We start from the raw sequence: 17667 nt of genomic DNA, 5'->3' as shown, positions 1-17667 counted from the left end.
CTCTTGAAACTATTAAGTTTCAAGAGCTTTTCTCACGTCGGAAAGTTTCAGTTGATGATTGAATAATTCTAACGAATAAATTTTTTTATTTTTATAGAAGTTAATAGATTTGTATAAAATAGCAATTTGTATACACCCTCACACTAAGGATACAACCTTAGTGTTTTTTTCATTGTAGCTGTGAATCTGCTTGAACACCGAATTTTTCAAAGAAAGCAGTTCGTTCTTCTATGATAGCATCGGTCGGATGTTTGATATTCCGTAAGAGCTCAACAAGGTCCGGCGTGACTTCACGAAGCAGTTGCCCTAAGGACCAGATAGCCGTTGCAATATGAATCTGATTTTGTGAAGTTTCGATGATGTTCAGGAGCTTAGGGATGGCCGAGCGGTCATTGGCATTGGCTAATGCAATGATGGCATTGCGCTGGAGGATGTTCTTGCCTCGCCAACTTCCAGCAACATGTCCGAATTTTTCCTTAAATTGTCCGTTGGACAGCTCGATAAAAGGAATCAACTCTGGATGAGCCAGATCAGGATCGATTTCTGTTGCCAAGGGATTATCTAGCCCTTTGTTATAAGGACAACTAATCTGACAGATATCACATCCATAGATGACCGTTTTAATTTTCTTGCGAAATTCTAGGTCCATCATGCCCTTGTCTTGGGTTTGGAAGGACAGACAGCGTCTGGCATTCATAGAGCCATCCCCGATTAAACAGGAGGTTGGACATGCATCTAAACAACGTCGACAGTCTCCACAACCATAGTCGACTGGCTGATCTGGTTCGATTTCGAGGTTGGTAATCAATTCCCCCAGAAACATGTAAGAACCGTATTCTTTTGAAATGACCAAGCCATTTTTCCCGATAAAGCCAATCCCTGCTCGTTGGGCGACGGCTGTATCAACCAGTGCTCCAGTATCGACCATGCCCTTGTATTCAAAATCTTGCGTCATTTCTTCAATCCCAGCAGCTAAGCGGTTGAGCTTGTCTTGAAGAACATAATGGTAGTCTAACCCCCAGCTGTTGGGCGTGAATTTTCCTCTTTTATAAGCTGTTTTTTGAGGTTGCTGCTTGAGTTTGTGGGGGTAGGCGACAGCGATTGAGATGATGGTCTTGGCAGAGGAGAGACTTAATTTGGGGTGGATGCGCTCTTCAATATTCTTATGCTCGAATCCAGAATTCCGTCCTTCCTCAACGGCCAAGCGGAGCGATTTTTCCAAATAAGCGAAGTCATCAGCAGTTGTAAATCCAATTTTTGATATCCCAATAGAATGCGCCAGTTGGATAATGTTTTCTTTTAGTGTCATCCCTTTCATTATACACAAAAATAAAGTTTCTGGCGAGAGAGGAAAATAATGGAAAGGGCTTTCAAAAGCTTTCTTTTTTTTGTATAATAGAAACATGAAATGCGAGGAGGATATTATGGGACAACCATTATTTTTACATTCAGTCATGCAGGAAAAAATTTGGGGAGGAACTCGTCTGAAAGAAGAATTTGGTTACGAAATTCCGAGCGACCATGTCGGGGAATTTTGGGCGATTTCAGCCCATCCACATGGAGTTTCTAAAGTAGCCAATGGTCCATACGAAGGAATGGGATTGGATCAGCTCTATCAAGAGCACCGGGAATTATTCGGTAATCGTAAAGAGCCTGTCTTTCCTTTATTAACAAAGATTTTGGATGCCAACGATTGGCTTAGTGTACAGGTGCACCCAGATGATACCTATGCGATGGAGCATGAAGGAGAACTTGGAAAAACCGAGTGTTGGTACGTGATTGCGGCCGATGAAGGATCCGAGATTATCTATGGACACAATGCCAAGTCAAAAGAAGAACTCCGCCAGCAAATCGAAGATAAAAACTGGGATGCCTTGCTGACAAAGGTTCCTGTCAAGGCTGGAGATTTCTTCTATGTGCCAAGTGGAACTATGCACGCCATTGGTTCTGGAATTTTGATTCTTGAAACCCAACAGTCGAGTGATACCACCTACCGGGTTTATGATTTTGACCGCAAGGATGCTCAAGGAAACTTGCGGGAGCTTCATCTTGAAAAATCAATTGATGTCTTGAACATTGGAGAGCCTGCCAATAGCCATCCAGATACAGTTGTGATTGATGATCTTCGTATGACCACCTTGGTTGCCAGTGATTTCTTCACCGTTTATAAGTGGGAACTGACTGGAAAAGCTGATTTTGAAAAGACCGCTGATTACAGCTTGTTGAGCGTCTTAGCCGGAGAAGGAAAATTGACGGTCGATGGAAAGGATTATCCAATTCAAAAAGGAAGTCACTTTATCTTACCGAGCGATGTTGAATCTTGGATTTTGGAAGGGCAAGGTTTAGAATTGATCGTGAGTCATCCATAAAAAAGAAAGGGTTTGAGTTAAAAGCTGTGAAACAACTCAAGCCTTTTTTATCTGAAAACTATTTTTATGTTAAGCCTTGACTCTGACCTAAGGGGAGGGATTATACTATCCTTGTAAGGAGGAAATCATGTACCATATCAAAGAAGCTGCAGAGCTGTCGGGTGTCTCTGTCAAGACCTTGCACCACTATGACAAGATAGGACTTCTCGTCCCTGTGAAATCTGAAAATGGCTATCGGACATACAGTCAAGAAGATTTAGAACGATTACAGGTGATTCTCTACTACAAGTATCTAGGATTTTCCTTAGACCAAATAGCAGAACTCTTAGCCGAAGAAAAATCTAACTTATTGCCCCATTTGACCAAACAGTTGGACTATTTGACTCAAGAAAGACAACGTTTGGATACCTTGATTTCTACCTTGCAAAAAACCATTCAAGAACAAAAAGGAGAAAGAAAAATGACCATTGAGGAAAAATTTACTGGATTTAGCTACCAAGATACTCAAAAATACCAGCAAGAGGCGGTAGAGAAGTACGGTCAAGAAGTCATGGACCAAGCGCTTGAACGTCAAAAAGGTCGAGAAGAGGAGGCGACAAGAGCCTTTAATCAAGTCTTTCAAGCCTTGGCGAAAAACCTCCAAGCAGGTTTGCCAGTAACAGCATCGGAAAACCAAGAAGAAGCCGCCAAACTTTTAGACGCGATTCGAACGTATGGATTTGACTGCTCTATAGAGGTTTTTGGCCATATCGGCAAAGGCTATGTCTATAATCCAGAATTCAAGGAAAACATCGACAAGTTTGGAGCTGGCACAGCCCAGTACACTTCGGATGTCATTGCCTTTTATGTTGAAAATCAAGCAAAATAAAAAAGTGAGAGTGGGACAGAAATCGGTCATTCGTTAGAATTCGATTTCGTCGTCCCACCTCCGCACAGTTGAGTAGAGCTGTATAAGCTGATGAAATCAGCGTAGTAGAGCCCACTCAACCACTGCGTCTTGTTCGACAATCCAAAAATAATTGAGAGGTTAGGATTTTTGTCCCAGCCTCGTTTTTTGCTTGGATCAATTTGAAAAGAAGCTGGCTGATCTAAGAGAGCTTGAATGAATGAACACAATGAAAGCTTTACGAAAATTTCACAATTTTAGTTGACAGTCTTGAAAAAAAGGAGTAGAATAACCCCTGTTTTATGAAAAAGAGGCAGGGAATTCCCGGCCTCATGATCTTTTTTCAAGGAGTTTTTTATGTTTTCAACATTGAAAAAATGGTTTATTGGCCGTCCGTTGAAATCTGGTGCAGAAGGTGAAGGCGGATTGCTTGGGAAAATGCAGGCCTTGGCCATGCTCTCTAGTGACGCGCTTTCTTCTATCGCCTACGGTCCAGAGCAAGTTATCCTGGTCTTGATGACTGTTTCAGCGGGAGCCATTTGGTGGTCCATTCCGATTGGGATTGTGGTCCTGGTTCTCCTAGCCAGTTTAACGATTTCTTATCGCCAGGTCATTCATGCCTACCCTCAAGGGGGAGGGGCCTATATGGTGACTACGGAGAACTTGTCTCCCAAAGCGGGTTTGATCGCTGGTGGTAGTCTCTTGGTTGACTACATGCTGACAGTAGCAGTATCTGTGTCTTCCGGTGCAGATGCCATCACGTCAGCGATTCCATCTCTTCATCCTTATAATCTTCACATTTCCATTTTATTGGTCTTGATTTTGATGCTGATGAACCTTCGGGGGCTACGCGAATCAGCTACATCCTTGATGATTCCGGTCTACCTTTTCATTGTCAGTACCATTGCCTTGATCGGCTATGGTGTGATCCAAATTTTGACGGGTCACTTGGCCTATAATGCAACTGCTCATGTGGGTCAAACCATTTCAGGGGTTAGTGTCATTCTCTTATTGCGGGCCTTTACGAGTGGATCCGCTTCCCTAACAGGGGTTGAAGCCATCTCCAATTCGGTTCCTTTCTTTAAGAAACCAAAAGCAAAGAATGCAGCCTCTACCTTGACCATTATGGCTTTGATTTTGGGGATCATGTTTGCAGGGATTACCTTCCTCAATTACTGGGTGGGTGTCGTTCCGGCTAAAGGGGTAACAACTCTAGCCCAAATGGCCCAAGCCATCTTAGGGAATTCCCCAGTCGGTCAAGCCTTCTTTTACGTCTTCCAATTATCAACAGCCTTGATCTTGGCAGTTGCAGCTAATACCGGTTTCTCAGCCTTTCCAATGTTGGCCTTTAACATGGCTAAAAATAAATACATGCCACACATGTATATGGAAAAAGGGGATCGTCTGGGCTATTCTAATGGGATTTTGACCTTGGCGATTGGTGCCATCGTCTTGCTCTTGATCTTTGATGGGCAAACAGAAAGCTTGATTCCGCTGTATACCATTGGGGTCTTCATTCCTTTTGCCCTTTCTCAAACAGGGATGGTGATCCACTGGAAACGCCAATATCAAAAAGGATTTCTTAAGTATTCCCTTGCCAATATCCTGGGGGCAGCCATCTGTTATGGGATTGTCTTGATCCTCTTATTATTCCGTTTGGGTGAGATCTGGCCCTTCTTCCCTATTATTGGTCTCTTGCTTTGGATGTTCTTGAGCATCCGTAATCACTATGATAAAGTTGCGGCCCAATTGCGCTTGGGAGGTCAGATCGAAAAGACAAGTTATGCGGGCAATACCGTGATTGTCCTTGTTGGGAATGTCACTCAGGTAAGTGTGGGAGCTATGAGTTATGCAAATAGCCTAGGAAACGATGTTATAGCGATGCACGTCTCAACGGAAGAAACCAAGGTCAAGGACGCTGAGGTAGCAGAAGAATTTAAGCGTTATTTCCCTCATATTCGCTTTGAAAATGTCATGACCAGTTACCGGGATATTATCCAGCCAACAGTTGAATTTGTCTCAAAAGTAGCTGAGGAGGCCAAGGAAAAAGGCAACACCGTTACAGTCTTAGTCCCTCAATTTATCCCTAAAAAACACTGGCAAAATATTCTCCACAACCAAATGAGTTTGAAATTGAAGTATGCACTTCGTTGGCATGAAGAAGTAGTTGTGGCAAGCTATTCTTACCATTTGTCTGAATAAACACCGTATATAGAAAAGATGTCTGCTTGAGCAGGCATCTTTTTGGATTTTCTCACACGAAAAAAACCACTCGAAAGTCTTGTAAGATACAGCCTTGATCTTGAAAAAATGTTTAAAAAATGCTAGAATAAAAAGAACATTTTAGATTTTGAAAAATTCAAAGTAAGGAAAAAAATGGCAAATTTATTAAAAACAATTATTGAAAATGATCGAGGCGAAATCAAACGCCTTGAAAAAATGGCTGATAAGGTCTTTTCTTATGAAGACCAAATGGCAGCTTTGACGGATGACGAATTAAAAGCGAAAACAGTTGAGTTTAAGCAACGCTACCAAGATGGTGAGTCTTTGGATGATCTCTTGTACGAGGCTTTTGCAGTTGTTCGTGAAGCTGCAAAACGGGTTCTTGGTTTGTTCCCATACAAGGTTCAGGTCATGGGGGGAATCGTCCTTCACCATGGTGACGTTCCAGAGATGCGTACAGGGGAAGGAAAAACCCTGACAGCCACCATGCCGGTGTACTTGAATGCCTTGTCTGGCAAAGGGGTGCACGTTGTTACCGTCAATGAATACTTGACAGAGCGGGATGCAACAGAGATGGGAGAACTTTACTCATGGCTTGGCCTTTCAGTAGGGATCAACCTTGCAGCAAAATCTCCAGCTGAGAAAAAAGAAGCTTACCTCTGTGATATCACTTACTCAACCAACTCAGAGATTGGTTTTGACTACTTGCGTGACAACATGGTTGTGCGTGCAGAAAACATGGTTCAACGTCCATTGAACTATGCCTTGGTCGATGAGGTAGACTCCATCTTGATTGACGAAGCGCGTACTCCATTGATCGTTTCAGGTCAGACAGCTTCTGATACGAGCCAGCTCTACCACATGGCGGATGCTTATGTGAAGACTTTGACAGAGGACGATTACATTATCGATGTCCCATCTAAAACCATCGGTTTGTCTGATTCAGGAATCGATAAAGCAGAAAGCTACTTTAATCTTGAAAACTTGTACGATATTGAAAACGTAGCTTTGACTCACTTTATCGACAACGCCCTTCGTGCCAACTACATCATGATTTTGGATATCGACTATGTGGTCAGCGAAGATCAAGAAATCTTGATCGTCGACCAATTTACTGGTCGGACCATGGAAGGACGTCGTTATTCGGATGGTCTTCACCAAGCGATCGAAGCCAAAGAAGGTGTTCCAGTTCAAGAAGAAACCAAAACATCTGCGTCGATTACTTACCAAAACCTCTTCCGTATGTACAAGAAGTTGTCAGGGATGACAGGGACAGGGAAAACTGAAGAAGAAGAATTCCGTGAAATTTATAACATTCGCGTGATTCCAATTCCAACCAACCGTCCGATTGCCCGTATTGACCATCCAGACCTTCTCTACCCAAGCTTGAAATCAAAATTCAAGGCTGTTGTGGAAGATGTCAAGTCTCGTCATGAAAAAGGTCAACCAGTCCTAGTTGGTACCGTTGCCGTTGAAACCAGTGATTACCTTTCTCAATTGTTGGTTCAAGCAGGTGTCCCTCACGAAGTTTTGAATGCGAAAAACCACTACAAAGAAGCGCAAATCATCATGAACGCTGGTCAACGTGGTGCTGTTACTATCGCGACTAACATGGCCGGACGTGGTACCGATATCAAGCTTGGTGAAGGTGTTCGCGAACTCGGTGGACTATGTGTTATCGGGACAGAACGTCACGAAAGTCGTCGGATCGATAACCAGCTTCGTGGACGTTCAGGACGTCAAGGGGATCCAGGTGAATCTCAATTCTACTTGTCTCTTGAAGATGAATTGATGCGCCGTTTCGGTTCTGAACGGATCAAAGCAGTGCTTGATCGCTTCAAGTTGAGCGAAGAAGAATCAGTGATCCGTTCAAACATGTTCACCCGTCAAGTAGAGGGTGCACAAAAACGGGTTGAAGGAAACAACTACGATACCCGTAAACAAGTCCTTCAATACGATGACGTGATGCGGGAACAACGGGAAATTATCTACGCTGAACGCTATGATGTCATCACAGCTAACCGTGATTTGGCGCCTGAAATAAAGGCCATGATCAAACGGACCATCAAACGGATTGTTGAAGGAGCCAGCCACTCAAGTAAGGAAGAACGCGTTGAAGCGATTCTGAACTTTGCCAAATACAATTTGGTTCCGGAAGATACGATTTCTGCAAGCGATATTGAAGGAAAATCTGACAAGGAAGTCATCGATTACTTGTATGCACGTGCAGAAGAAATCTATGCTAGCCAAGTAGCGAAATTGCGTGACGAAGAGTCTGTGCAAGAATTCCAAAAAGTCTTGATCCTTCGCGTGGTGGACAGCAAGTGGACGGACCATATCGATGCTTTGGATCAATTGCGAAATGCGGTTGGACTCCGTGGGTATGCGCAAAATAACCCAGTGGTAGAATACCAATCAGAAAGTTTCCGTATGTTTAACGATATGATCGGATCGATTGAATTTGATGTGACTCGTCTCATGATGAAAGCCCAAATTCACGAACAAGAACGTCCACGTACGGAACACAGTATTTCAACAACTGCGACTCGCAACATTGCAGCGCAACAACAAGATATTCCAGCAGATATTGACTTGTCACAAGTGAAACGCAACGATTTGTGCCCTTGTGGTTCAGGCAAGAAATTTAAAAACTGTCACGGACGTAAATTTTAAGAGTTCCTCTGAAATAGAAAGAGGATGGGTCTAGCTAGCATAAGGAGGCTGTATGGTATTCATTACGAAGAGCAATAAGATTGATGAGCAAGAGATCACTTCGCTTTACCGCTTGGAAGGTCCAGCCTTGGAGCGCAAAGAAGCGCGTGATCGAGAATTGGAAGCTATTATCAAAGGAGAAGACCAACGGATCCTTCTTGTGATCGGGCCTTGCTCTTCTGATAATGAAGAAGCTGTGATGGACTATGCCCGTCGTTTGGCAGACTTGCAAGAGCAAGTGAAAGATCAGATTTTCATTGTGATGCGGGTCTATACGGCTAAGCCTCGGACCAACGGGGATGGCTATAAAGGCTTGATGCACCAACCAGATACACATGCAGCACCAAGCTTTGTGGATGGTTTGAAAGCGGTCCGGCATCTCCACTACCGTGTGATTACAGAAACTGGTTTGACAACTGCGGATGAGTTGCTTTATCCAGCAAGTCTTCCGTATGTTGAGGATTTGATTTCTTATCATGCCATTGGAGCGCGTTCGGTTGAAGACCAGGAGCACCGCTTTGTATCTAGTGGGATCTCTGCTCCGACAGGCATGAAGAATCCAACCTCTGGAAATCTTTCTGTCATGTTTAATGCGATTTATGCAGCCCAACATCCCCAAAACTTTTTGTTCAATGCCCAAGCAGTGGAAACATCAGGAAATCCTTTAGCTCATGCGATCCTTCGTGGAGGCTTGGATGCAAGTGGTAAGAATATTCCAAACTACCATTATGAAGATTTGCTAGCGGCAGCAAAACGCTATAGCGAAATGGGCTTGCAACATCCCTTCATCCTGGTGGATACCAACCATGATAACTCTGGCAAACAATTCGAAGAGCAAGTACGCATCGTGAGAGAAACCATGATGAACCGTGCTTGGAACAAGGATTTGGCAACTTTAGTTCGTGGTTTCATGATTGAATCCTATCTAGAAGATGGCCGTCAAAATGAACCAGTGGTTTATGGTCAATCCATCACAGACCCTTGCCTAGGTTGGGAAAAAACACAGGCCTTGGTCAAAGAAATTGCAACGATGAATAAGTAAAAGGCAGGGGCGGAAGGAGTGATTCTTTAGCCCCTTCTCTTTTGTCAGTAAAACGATACTGAAACGATAAATAAGGATAAAACAAGATGATCAAAGGACATGGCATCGATATCGAATCGATCGCTGCGATTGAAAAAGCCTATCAGAAGAATACTCGATTCGCTGAAAAAGTCTTAACCGGGGCTGAGCGAGAGCGCTTTGAGGAATTGTCTGGAAAACGGAAAATGGAATATTTAACGGGCCGATGGTCCGCCAAAGAAGCCTTTTCAAAGGCAATGGGAACAGGGATTGGACCAGTTGGTTTTCAAGAGTTAGAAATTTTAAATGATGCCCACGGAGCTCCCTATTTTTCCAAGTCTCCTTTTTCTGGGAAGGTATGGATTTCGATCAGTCACAAGGGAGACCTAGTGTCGACCAGTGTCATTTTGGAGGAAGAAAATGAAAGCAAGTAAACATAGACCAACTGTTGCAAGAGTCGATTTGGATGCCATTGCCTTTAATGTGCAACAAGTCAGTGAGCATATTCCGAGTCAAGCCTTGAAATATGCAGTCGTCAAGGCCAACGCCTATGGTCATGGGGTCGCTGCAGTAACCAAAAAATTGGCACCTCAGGTTGATGGCTTTTGTGTATCCAATATGGATGAAGCCCTCGAAATCCGTGAAGAAGGCTTGCAACACCCTATTTTGATTTTGGGAGTTGTGCCAAGTGAAACAGTGAATCTGGCCAAAGAGCATGGCATCCGTTTAACGGTGGCTAGTCTTGCTTGGTTGGACCAATTGCTTGGACAAGAAGCAGATCTTTCAGGATTGAAGGTCCATATCAAGGTGGATTCAGGAATGGGGCGGATCGGATTCCGAAGGATCGAAGACATCAAAGTGGCTGAACGACTTCTCTTAGCAGCTGGAGCTGAAATTGAAGGAATCTTTACTCATTTTGCGACAGCAGATGAAGCAGATGATCGAAAATTCCAAGCGCAATACCAGTTTTTCAAAGAAGTATTGGCTGCTCTTGAAACCCTTCCTCCCATTGTCCATGCTAGTAATTCTGCCACCTCTTTGTGGCATGCGGATACGATTTTCACGGCTGTGCGCTTGGGAGATGTCATGTATGGCTTGAATCCCAGTGGTTCTGTGTTAGCCTTGCCTTATGAAATCAAGCCAGCCTTGAGTTTGGTGAGTGAGTTAGTTCATGTGAAACAGTTAGAAGCTGGTCAAGATATTGGCTACGGAGCAACTTATACGACAGAAGAATCCCAATGGATTGGGACGATTCCTATCGGCTATGCGGATGGTTGGATCCGAGAGATGCAAAATTTCCATGTGCTGATCAAGGGTGAGTTTTGTCCCATTGTTGGTCGCGTTTCGATGGACCAGATCACGGTTCGCCTTCCTGAAGAATTGCCTCTGGGGACCAAGGTTACCCTGATTGGACGTGAGGGCGAGAAAGAAATCACAGCAACAGAGGTTGCAGATTACCGTGGTACCATTAATTATGAAGTGGTCTGTCTCTTGAGTGATCGGATTCCTCGTGACTATACAGGTGAAGAATAAGAAGAAGCAGGTGGGATTTTCCCGGATGGACCTGCTTTTTTATAAAAGAAAGGAGGAGAAATGAATCTACACCAACCCTTATCTGTACTGCCTGGAGTCGGTCCAAAATCGGCGGAAAAATTTAAAAAGTTAGGGATTGAAACCTTAGAAGATCTGCTCTTGTATTTTCCCTTTCGCTATGAAGACTTCAAAACGCGCAATGTTTTAGAGTTGGAAGATGGTGAAAAAGCTGTCATCTCTGGGCTGGTAGCAACACCAGCCAATGTCCAATATTATGGCTACAAACGAAATCGCTTGCGTTTTTCCATCAAACAGGGAGACCAGGTCATTGCGGTTAATTTTTTCAACCAACCCTATCTAGCAGACAAAATTGAGGTCCAGCAGACAGTGGCGATTTTTGGGAAATGGGACAAGGCTAAAGGCAGTTTGACAGGGATGAAACTCCTGGCTCAAGTGGAAGATGATTTGCAGCCGGTCTATCGAGTGACGCAAGGAGTCAGCCAAAACAGCCTGGTGAAATTGATCAAAATAGCGTTCGACCAGGGCTTGGACCAGCTTTTAGAAGAGAATGTGCCCCAAATCTTACGAGAGCGTTATCAACTCATGTCTCGTTCCCAAGCAGTGCAAGCTATGCATTTTCCTAAGGATCTGGCAGAGTACAAGCAAGCTCTTCGCCGGGTAAAATTTGAAGAGCTCCTCTTTTTCCAGCTGCAACTCCAAGTGCTAAAAGAAGAAAATCACGATGCCAGCCAAGGGATTTCCTTGGCCTGGAATCCAGAAAAATTAGCAGAACGAAAAAAACAGCTTCCTTTTGAGCTAACGCAAGCTCAAGAAAACAGCCTGAATGAAATCTTGACAGATATGGCCTCTCCTTATCATATGAACCGCCTCTTACAAGGGGATGTGGGAAGCGGGAAGACAGTCGTGGTCGGTCTTGCTATGTATGCAGCCTTAAGCGCTGGGAAGCAAGCTGCCTTGATGGTTCCAACGGAGATTTTGGCAGAGCAACACAAGGAAAGCTTGCAAAATCTTTTTCCAGATTTGCCAATTGCCCTTCTAACAGGAGGATTAAAGGCGGCTGAGAAACGAGAAGTCTTAGAAGAGATCGCCTCAGGAAAAGCCCAATTGATTGTGGGGACACATGCCTTGATTCAAGAGGGAGTTCACTACCAAGATCTAGGCTTGGTCATTATTGATGAACAGCATCGCTTTGGGGTTTCCCAACGTCGTATTCTTCGAGAAAAGGGACAAAATCCAGACGTCCTGATGATGACGGCTACCCCTATTCCCCGGACCTTGGCTATTACAGCCTTTGGAGATATGGATGTGTCCATCATTGATCAGATGCCTGCGGGACGCAAGGAAATCATCACACGTTGGGTCAAGCATGAGCAGTTAGAAGTGGTCCTCGACTGGTTAGTCAAAGAACTTGGCAAAGGTTCTCAAGCCTACTTTATTTCTCCATTGATTGAGGAGTCAGAGGCGCTAGATTTGAAAAACGCCCTTGCCCTCAAAGAAGAGCTAGAGACCTTCTTTGGACAGCGAGCACGCGTTTCTCTTCTTCATGGGAAGATGAAAAGTGAAGAAAAAGATGCTATCATGCAGTCCTTTAAAGAGCACCAAGTCGATGTTTTGGTGTCTACGACCGTTATTGAAGTAGGAGTCAACGTGCCCAATGCGACCGTTATGGTCATTATGGATGCAGATCGGTTTGGTCTTAGCCAACTTCACCAGCTTCGAGGCCGGGTTGGTCGGGGAAGCAAGCAATCCTATGCTATTCTAGTAGCCAATCCTAAGACAGATAGTGGCAAGCAGCGCATGAAAATCATGACAGAGACGACCAATGGGTTTGTTCTAGCGGAAGAAGATTTGAAAATGCGGGGTTCAGGTGAAATCTTTGGAACCCGTCAATCTGGGATTCCAGAATTTCAAGTGGCTGATTTGGTAGAAGATTATCCCATTCTGGAAGAAGCGCGGAAAGTCGCCAGCCAGATTGTAGCCACGCCAGATTGGCGCGAACACCCAGATTGGCATCTGCTCTCGCTTTATTTAGAAAAGAAAGAACATTTAGACTAGAGTATAAAAAGGGAGTAGAGTGGAAATTCTTTGGATTCCACTCTACTCCCTTTAAGATGGCATTTTACGGGCTTTGTATCTTATTAATTGAACACGGGCTGCGGATTGTGTCAAAAAGATGAATCCTCCTAGAATCTTTTGGATTCTTCGTCGTATTCCCTATTTTGACTGTATCCGCTACGCCCTTTGTATCTTATTTTACCCTTCGATATAGTCTTTGAGTTCTTGTCCTTTTAGGCCGGCATTGAGGGCGATGAGGAGTTTGATGCGCGCTTTGGGTGCATTTAATTCTTTGATGAAAAAGACACCTGCTTGATGGAGTTGGACGCCTCCTCCTTCATATGCGTAGACGGGTTCAGCGATTCCATTGAAGCAACGGGATACTAAAGCGATTGGAAGGCCTGCATCTATAAGCTCTTGGAGTTTATGTGCCGTTTCTTTAGGGATGTTTCCAGCTCCAAAGGCTTCGATAATGAGACCATCCAGCTTTGAAAGATCCAGCATGTCCAGCAGATCGGATTTCATCCCTGCGTAGGTAGCAATGATCGGAACGAAACCATCGATGGTATCGAGATCAAAGCGCACCCTTGGCTCGGCTGTTTTAAAGAAGAGGATTTCCTTTTTCATGACCAAACCTAGTGGACCGTGGGTTGGTGTCTGAAAGGTACTGACATTGGTGGTATGAGTTTTGGTGACGTACTTAGCCGCATGAATTTCATCGTTCATGACGACTAAGACCCCTTTATCGCGTGCTTTTGGATCGGCAGCTACTCGAAGGGCTGTCAGAAAATTATAGACACCATCGCTTCCGAGCTCATTGGAGCTTCGCATAGCTCCTGTAATGACCACAGCAATCTCTGGTAACTCCATGGTATCCAAGAAATAAGCCGTTTCTTCCAGCGTATCTGTCCCATGAGTGATGACGATGCCGTCGTAGTTGTGGGCTTCCTCTTTGATTTTTTGATATAGAGCTAACATGTGACGGGGGGTCATTTGAGGGCTGGGAAGGTTGAAGAAGTCCTCTGAGGTGACTGCAATCCCTTCAATTGGTGAAGTAACTTGGGTCATGGGATTGACTTCATTGGTAATCACTGCCCCAGAGTCATCTGCCGCCATCGAAATGGTCCCTCCGGTATGTAGTGCTAAAATTTTCTTAAACATGTGAAGCTCCTTGGAATATGTGATATAATTTATTTTATCATAAAAAGAAAGAAACAGTAGACATGGAAATAAAAGCAGTCTTTTTTGATATCGATGGAACCTTGGTCAATGATAGTCGAGCGGTCCTAAAATCAACAGAAAAAGCCATTCAGTCTTTAAAGGAAGAAGGGATCTATGTAGGTCTTGCGACAGGTCGGGGACCGGCCTTTGTCAAACCGTTTATGGAACGCTATGGTTTTGATTTTGCAGTGACCTATAATGGTCAGTATATTTTGACCAAGGACCGCGTGCTGTTTACTAGCCCAATCGATAAAAAGAGTCTGCACCAACTAATTGACTATGCTCGAGAACACCGTAAGGAAATTGCTCTCGGTACCAAGGATGGGGTATTTGGTTCTCGGATCATGAGTTTTGGGATGAGTCCTATTTCAACCTGGTCCAGTCGCTTTGTGCCCCGTAAAATGGCCCGTACAGTCAGTCGAGGATTTAACAAAGTGGTCAGCAAGGTCGTCCCACAAGATCAGGACACCCTCTATGCACTAGCGCAAGAACCGATCTACCAAGTGTTGATCTTATCGAGTCCAGAAGAGACTGCAAAAATTGAAAAAGAGTTTCCGGATCTGAAATTCACACGGTCTAGTCCATTTGCAGCAGATGTCCTCAACCCAGGCATTTCCAAGTTAGAAGGGATCCGCATCGTTGGTCAGGAATTTGGCTTTGACATCGATGAAGTGATGGCTTTTGGAGATTCTGATAATGACTTAGAGATGCTGTCAGGTGTTGGCTTGTCTATTGCGATGGGAAATGGGACGACCAGTGTCAAGGCAATTGCCAAGCATACCACGACCAGTAATGGCAAGGATGGCATTCAAAAGGCCCTGCAACACTTTGGTATTCTCTCAGAGAAAGAACTCTTTCTTTCTAAGGATGATCACTTCAATAAGGTCAAAACCTTCCATGGTGTGATGGATGGGGAAACCCAGGAGAAACCAGTTGTTTGGCAGCCTCAAGACGCCCTTTATCGAACCATGTTCAAGCAAGAGGAGTTGGTTGAATTTGTCCGAGCAGCTAGCACAAGTGAGGAAGAATTTGACCGCTCGGTAGCAGCTCTTCACGAAGCCTTGGATAAGGCTGCAGATAAGGTTCGGAGCAAGCATCCAGCTGAGATCTCCATGGTAGGGCAGGTTGATGCCTTAATTGATACCCTCTATCTGACTTATGGTAGCTTTGTACTAATGGGAGTTGATCCTGAAGAGGTCTTTGAGATTGTTCACCGGGCCAATATGGGCAAGATTTTCCCAGATGGAAAGGCGCACTTTGATCCAGTAACCCACAAAATTCTGAAGCCAGATGATTGGGAAGAAAAATACGCCCCAGAACCAGCCATCAAAAAAGAACTCGATCGCCAGCTCAAGGCCTACGAAAAACATGCAAAACAAAAAGAAGCAAAAAAAGACAACTAAAAAAGGTTTGGAACAAAGGTTCCAAACCTTTTTTAGAATGTAGACAAACTATTTTTTACTAAGATAAGTAAAGTGCTCTACAAAGAAGTCGAAATATGTTCTTATTTTTAAAATTTATAAAAAATATTGAAAAACTTTCCACCGTGAGACAAGTGCTAGAAACACTATTGTTTCTAGCACTCGGGAGTTTTGAGACCTTAGGCTCAAAACTTAGTCATGGAACTTCGAAGAAGTTCGCTGACGTCCGTACTCACCTAAGGAAAGTTTTCAATATAACTTTTTCTTTCTTACATGGTTTTATCCTTATCACGTACTACTAGTAAGTCTACTTTGGCGTGGCGAAGGATATATTCTGAGGAGGATCCGACCATTAAACGTTCGAAGGCATTGAGTCCGGTAGCCCCGACCATAATAAGGTCAACCCCTTCCTTACTTGGGATATCATTGGCTAAGAGGACTTTTGGATTTCCCATTTCTACAACAGTCACAACATTTTGAACGCCGACTTTTTCAGCACGTTCCTTGTAGCCCTTGAGCAATTCGTTGGCTTCTTCTTGCAATTCTTCGTAGACCTCAGCATCAAAAGTTGAGACGCTTTGAAGGGCACGGGTATCGATGACGTGGGCAATAGTCAATTTAGAGCCGTTGCGAAGAGATACATTAACCCCTTTTTCAAAGGCTAATTCTGCTTCATGGGAACCGTCGACAGCGACCATGATGTTTTCATATTTTTGAGACATAATCCTACCTCCTTATAGCTTGAAAACATGGATAGAATAGAAGGTAACTCTATTCCTTATACACTTATATTTTATCCCTTTTAGGCTAGAATGTAAAGGTAAAGTCTCGCTTTTTCTAGTATATTTTTGCTGAATTTTTAAAGTCCTCGGTTTGTACTCTATTTCAACTAGTGGTATAATAGAGATAATTTCGTGAATCGAGGCAGAATATGAAGGAATATAATAAATCAAGCAAACTCGAACATGTCGCTTATGATATTCGTGGTCCAGTCTTGGAAGAAGCCATGCGCATGCGAGCAAATGGAGAAAAAATTCTCCGTTTGAATACAGGGAATCCTGCTGAATTTGGCTTTACAGCTCCAGATGAAGTTATCCATGATTTGATCATGAATGCGCGTGATAGTGAAGGCTATTCAGACTCAAAAGGAATCTTTTCAGCCCGCAAGGCTATCATGCAGTACTGCCAGTTGAAAAAAATTCCAAATGTGGATATTGATGATATTTACCTTGGGAATGGAGTGAGTGAGCTGATCGTCATGTCCATGCAAGGACTGCTCGACAATGGGGATGAAGTCTTGGTTCCCATGCCGGACTATCCTCTTTGGACAGCAGCCGTCAGCCTAGCTGGTGGGAATGCGGTTCACTATCTTTGTGATGAAGAAGCAAACTGGTATCCAGATATTGAAGATATCAAGTCGAAAATCACCTCAAACACTAAGGCTATCGTTGTCATCAACCCGAATAACCCAACAGGTGCCCTCTATCCAGATGAGATCCTGCTTGAGATTGTAGAGATCGCTCGTCAAAATAACTTGATCATCTTTGCGGATGAAATTTACGATCGCTTGGTCATGGATGGTGAAAAACACACGGCTATCGCAAGTTTAGCGCCTGATCTCTTCTGTGTGAGTATGAATGGCTTGTCAAAATCTCACCGGATTGCCGGTTTCCGTGTTGGTTGGATGGTTCTGTCCGGACCAAAGCATCACGTGAAGGGCTATATCGAAGGCTTGAACATGTTGTCCAATATGCGTCTTTGTTCAAATGTCTTGTCTCAACATGTTGTGCAAACCTCTCTTGGAGGCTACCAATCCGTGGATGAACTTTTACTTCCAGGTGGTCGAATTTATGAACAACGGAACTTTATCTACAAAGCCATCAATGATATTCCAGGCCTCTCAGCTGTTAAGCCAAAGGCTGGTCTCTATATCTTCCCTAAGATTGATCGGGACATGTACCGCGTGGATGATGACGAGCAATTTGTTTTAGAGTTCTTGAAGCAAGAAAAAATTCTCTTGGTTCATGGCCGTGGCTTTAACTGGAAAGATCCAGATCACTTCCGGATCGTTTACCTTCCACGTGTCGATGAGTTAGCTCAAATTCAAGAAAAAATGACTCGTTTCTTGAAGCAATACAAACGTTAATTAGATAAAGGATTGAAGAG

Annotated in this window: 13 protein-coding genes; 10 read left to right on the top strand and 3 right to left on the bottom strand. The window is 43.8% G+C overall.

From position 1 onward, the window contains the following. Window positions 1-169: 169 nt before the first annotated feature. A complete protein-coding gene (queG, locus tag H7T97_RS06890) occupies window positions 170-1309 on the bottom strand; it encodes a tRNA epoxyqueuosine(34) reductase QueG (RefSeq protein ID WP_201089872.1) in 1140 nt (379 codons plus the stop codon). A gap of 115 nt (window positions 1310-1424) precedes the next feature. Between queG and manA the strand changes: the two genes are divergently transcribed. The 8 genes from manA to recG all read left to right on the top strand — a co-directional run bounded on the left by manA (window position 1425) and on the right by recG (window position 12859). After that, window positions 1425-2369: a mannose-6-phosphate isomerase, class I gene (manA, locus tag H7T97_RS06885; RefSeq protein ID WP_201089870.1), complete on the top strand. Its 945-nt coding sequence runs from the start codon at window positions 1425-1427 to the stop codon at window positions 2367-2369. Window positions 2370-2496: 127 nt separating this feature from the next. After that, complete coding sequence (locus H7T97_RS06880; RefSeq protein ID WP_049515163.1) at window positions 2497-3237, top strand: MerR family transcriptional regulator; 741 nt, start codon at window positions 2497-2499, stop codon at window positions 3235-3237. Window positions 3238-3612: 375 nt separating this feature from the next. Beyond that, entirely contained in the window at window positions 3613-5457 is a 1845-nt protein-coding gene (locus H7T97_RS06875) for an APC family permease (protein ID WP_118095503.1), read from the top strand. A 174-nt stretch (window positions 5458-5631) separates the two neighbouring features. Then, window positions 5632-8151: a preprotein translocase subunit SecA gene (gene secA, locus H7T97_RS06870; protein WP_021153773.1), complete on the top strand. Its 2520-nt coding sequence runs from the start codon at window positions 5632-5634 to the stop codon at window positions 8149-8151. Window positions 8152-8203: 52 nt separating this feature from the next. After that, complete coding sequence (locus H7T97_RS06865; protein WP_003014498.1) at window positions 8204-9232, top strand: 3-deoxy-7-phosphoheptulonate synthase; 1029 nt, start codon at window positions 8204-8206, stop codon at window positions 9230-9232. An 86-nt stretch (window positions 9233-9318) separates the two neighbouring features. After that, entirely contained in the window at window positions 9319-9684 is a 366-nt protein-coding gene (acpS, locus tag H7T97_RS06860) for a holo-ACP synthase (protein ID WP_049471826.1), read from the top strand. Beyond that, the gene (gene alr, locus H7T97_RS06855; protein ID WP_021153771.1) at window positions 9671-10783 is read left to right on the top strand and encodes an alanine racemase; all 1113 of its coding nucleotides are present in this window, start codon (window positions 9671-9673) and stop codon (window positions 10781-10783) included. Before acpS ends, alr begins: the two co-directional genes overlap by 14 nt. A gap of 60 nt (window positions 10784-10843) precedes the next feature. After that, complete coding sequence (gene recG, locus H7T97_RS06850) at window positions 10844-12859, top strand: ATP-dependent DNA helicase RecG (protein ID WP_201089868.1); 2016 nt, start codon at window positions 10844-10846, stop codon at window positions 12857-12859. A 198-nt stretch (window positions 12860-13057) separates the two neighbouring features. Here the strand turns inward: recG and H7T97_RS06845 are convergent, their stop codons facing one another. Then, window positions 13058-14020, bottom strand: coding sequence for an asparaginase (locus H7T97_RS06845; protein WP_150906471.1), 963 nt, complete (start codon window positions 14018-14020; stop codon window positions 13058-13060). Between the two features lie 62 nt (window positions 14021-14082). Between H7T97_RS06845 and H7T97_RS06840 the strand changes: the two genes are divergently transcribed. Then, window positions 14083-15483, top strand: coding sequence for a Cof-type HAD-IIB family hydrolase (locus H7T97_RS06840; protein ID WP_049473128.1), 1401 nt, complete (start codon window positions 14083-14085; stop codon window positions 15481-15483). 287 nt (window positions 15484-15770) lie between these two features. On the opposite strand, the gene H7T97_RS06835 is transcribed toward H7T97_RS06840, so the two are convergent. Further along, window positions 15771-16223 (bottom strand): universal stress protein, encoded by a 453-nt coding sequence (locus H7T97_RS06835; protein ID WP_003008541.1) that lies wholly within the window; start codon window positions 16221-16223, stop codon window positions 15771-15773. 209 nt (window positions 16224-16432) lie between these two features. Between H7T97_RS06835 and H7T97_RS06830 the strand changes: the two genes are divergently transcribed. Next, the gene (locus tag H7T97_RS06830; protein WP_021153766.1) at window positions 16433-17647 is read left to right on the top strand and encodes a pyridoxal phosphate-dependent aminotransferase; all 1215 of its coding nucleotides are present in this window, start codon (window positions 16433-16435) and stop codon (window positions 17645-17647) included. Window positions 17648-17667: the final 20 nt, after the last annotated feature.

The sequence above is a fragment of the Streptococcus parasanguinis genome, assembly GCF_016648925.1.
Classification (GTDB): domain Bacteria; phylum Bacillota; class Bacilli; order Lactobacillales; family Streptococcaceae; genus Streptococcus.
The sequence above is the reverse complement of the archived record's forward strand: the minus strand, read 5'-3'. Positions and strand labels throughout refer to the sequence as shown.

Excerpts from the sequence above, each read along its gene's own strand:
- queG (WP_201089872.1), bottom strand. The coding sequence starts at position 1,309 with ATGACACTAAAAGAAAACATTATCCAACTGGCGCATTCTATTGGGATA.
- manA (WP_201089870.1), top strand. The coding sequence starts at position 1,425 with ATGGGACAACCATTATTTTTACATTCAGTCATGCAGGAAAAAATTTGG.
- H7T97_RS06880 (WP_049515163.1), top strand. The coding sequence starts at position 2,497 with ATGTACCATATCAAAGAAGCTGCAGAGCTGTCGGGTGTCTCTGTCAAG.
- H7T97_RS06875 (WP_118095503.1), top strand. The coding sequence starts at position 3,613 with ATGTTTTCAACATTGAAAAAATGGTTTATTGGCCGTCCGTTGAAATCT.
- secA (WP_021153773.1), top strand. The coding sequence starts at position 5,632 with ATGGCAAATTTATTAAAAACAATTATTGAAAATGATCGAGGCGAAATC.
- H7T97_RS06865 (WP_003014498.1), top strand. The coding sequence starts at position 8,204 with ATGGTATTCATTACGAAGAGCAATAAGATTGATGAGCAAGAGATCACT.
- acpS (WP_049471826.1), top strand. The coding sequence starts at position 9,319 with ATGATCAAAGGACATGGCATCGATATCGAATCGATCGCTGCGATTGAA.
- alr (WP_021153771.1), top strand. The coding sequence starts at position 9,671 with ATGAAAGCAAGTAAACATAGACCAACTGTTGCAAGAGTCGATTTGGAT.
- recG (WP_201089868.1), top strand. The coding sequence starts at position 10,844 with ATGAATCTACACCAACCCTTATCTGTACTGCCTGGAGTCGGTCCAAAA.
- H7T97_RS06845 (WP_150906471.1), bottom strand. The coding sequence starts at position 14,020 with ATGTTTAAGAAAATTTTAGCACTACATACCGGAGGGACCATTTCGATG.
- H7T97_RS06840 (WP_049473128.1), top strand. The coding sequence starts at position 14,083 with ATGGAAATAAAAGCAGTCTTTTTTGATATCGATGGAACCTTGGTCAAT.
- H7T97_RS06835 (WP_003008541.1), bottom strand. The coding sequence starts at position 16,223 with ATGTCTCAAAAATATGAAAACATCATGGTCGCTGTCGACGGTTCCCAT.
- H7T97_RS06830 (WP_021153766.1), top strand. The coding sequence starts at position 16,433 with ATGAAGGAATATAATAAATCAAGCAAACTCGAACATGTCGCTTATGAT.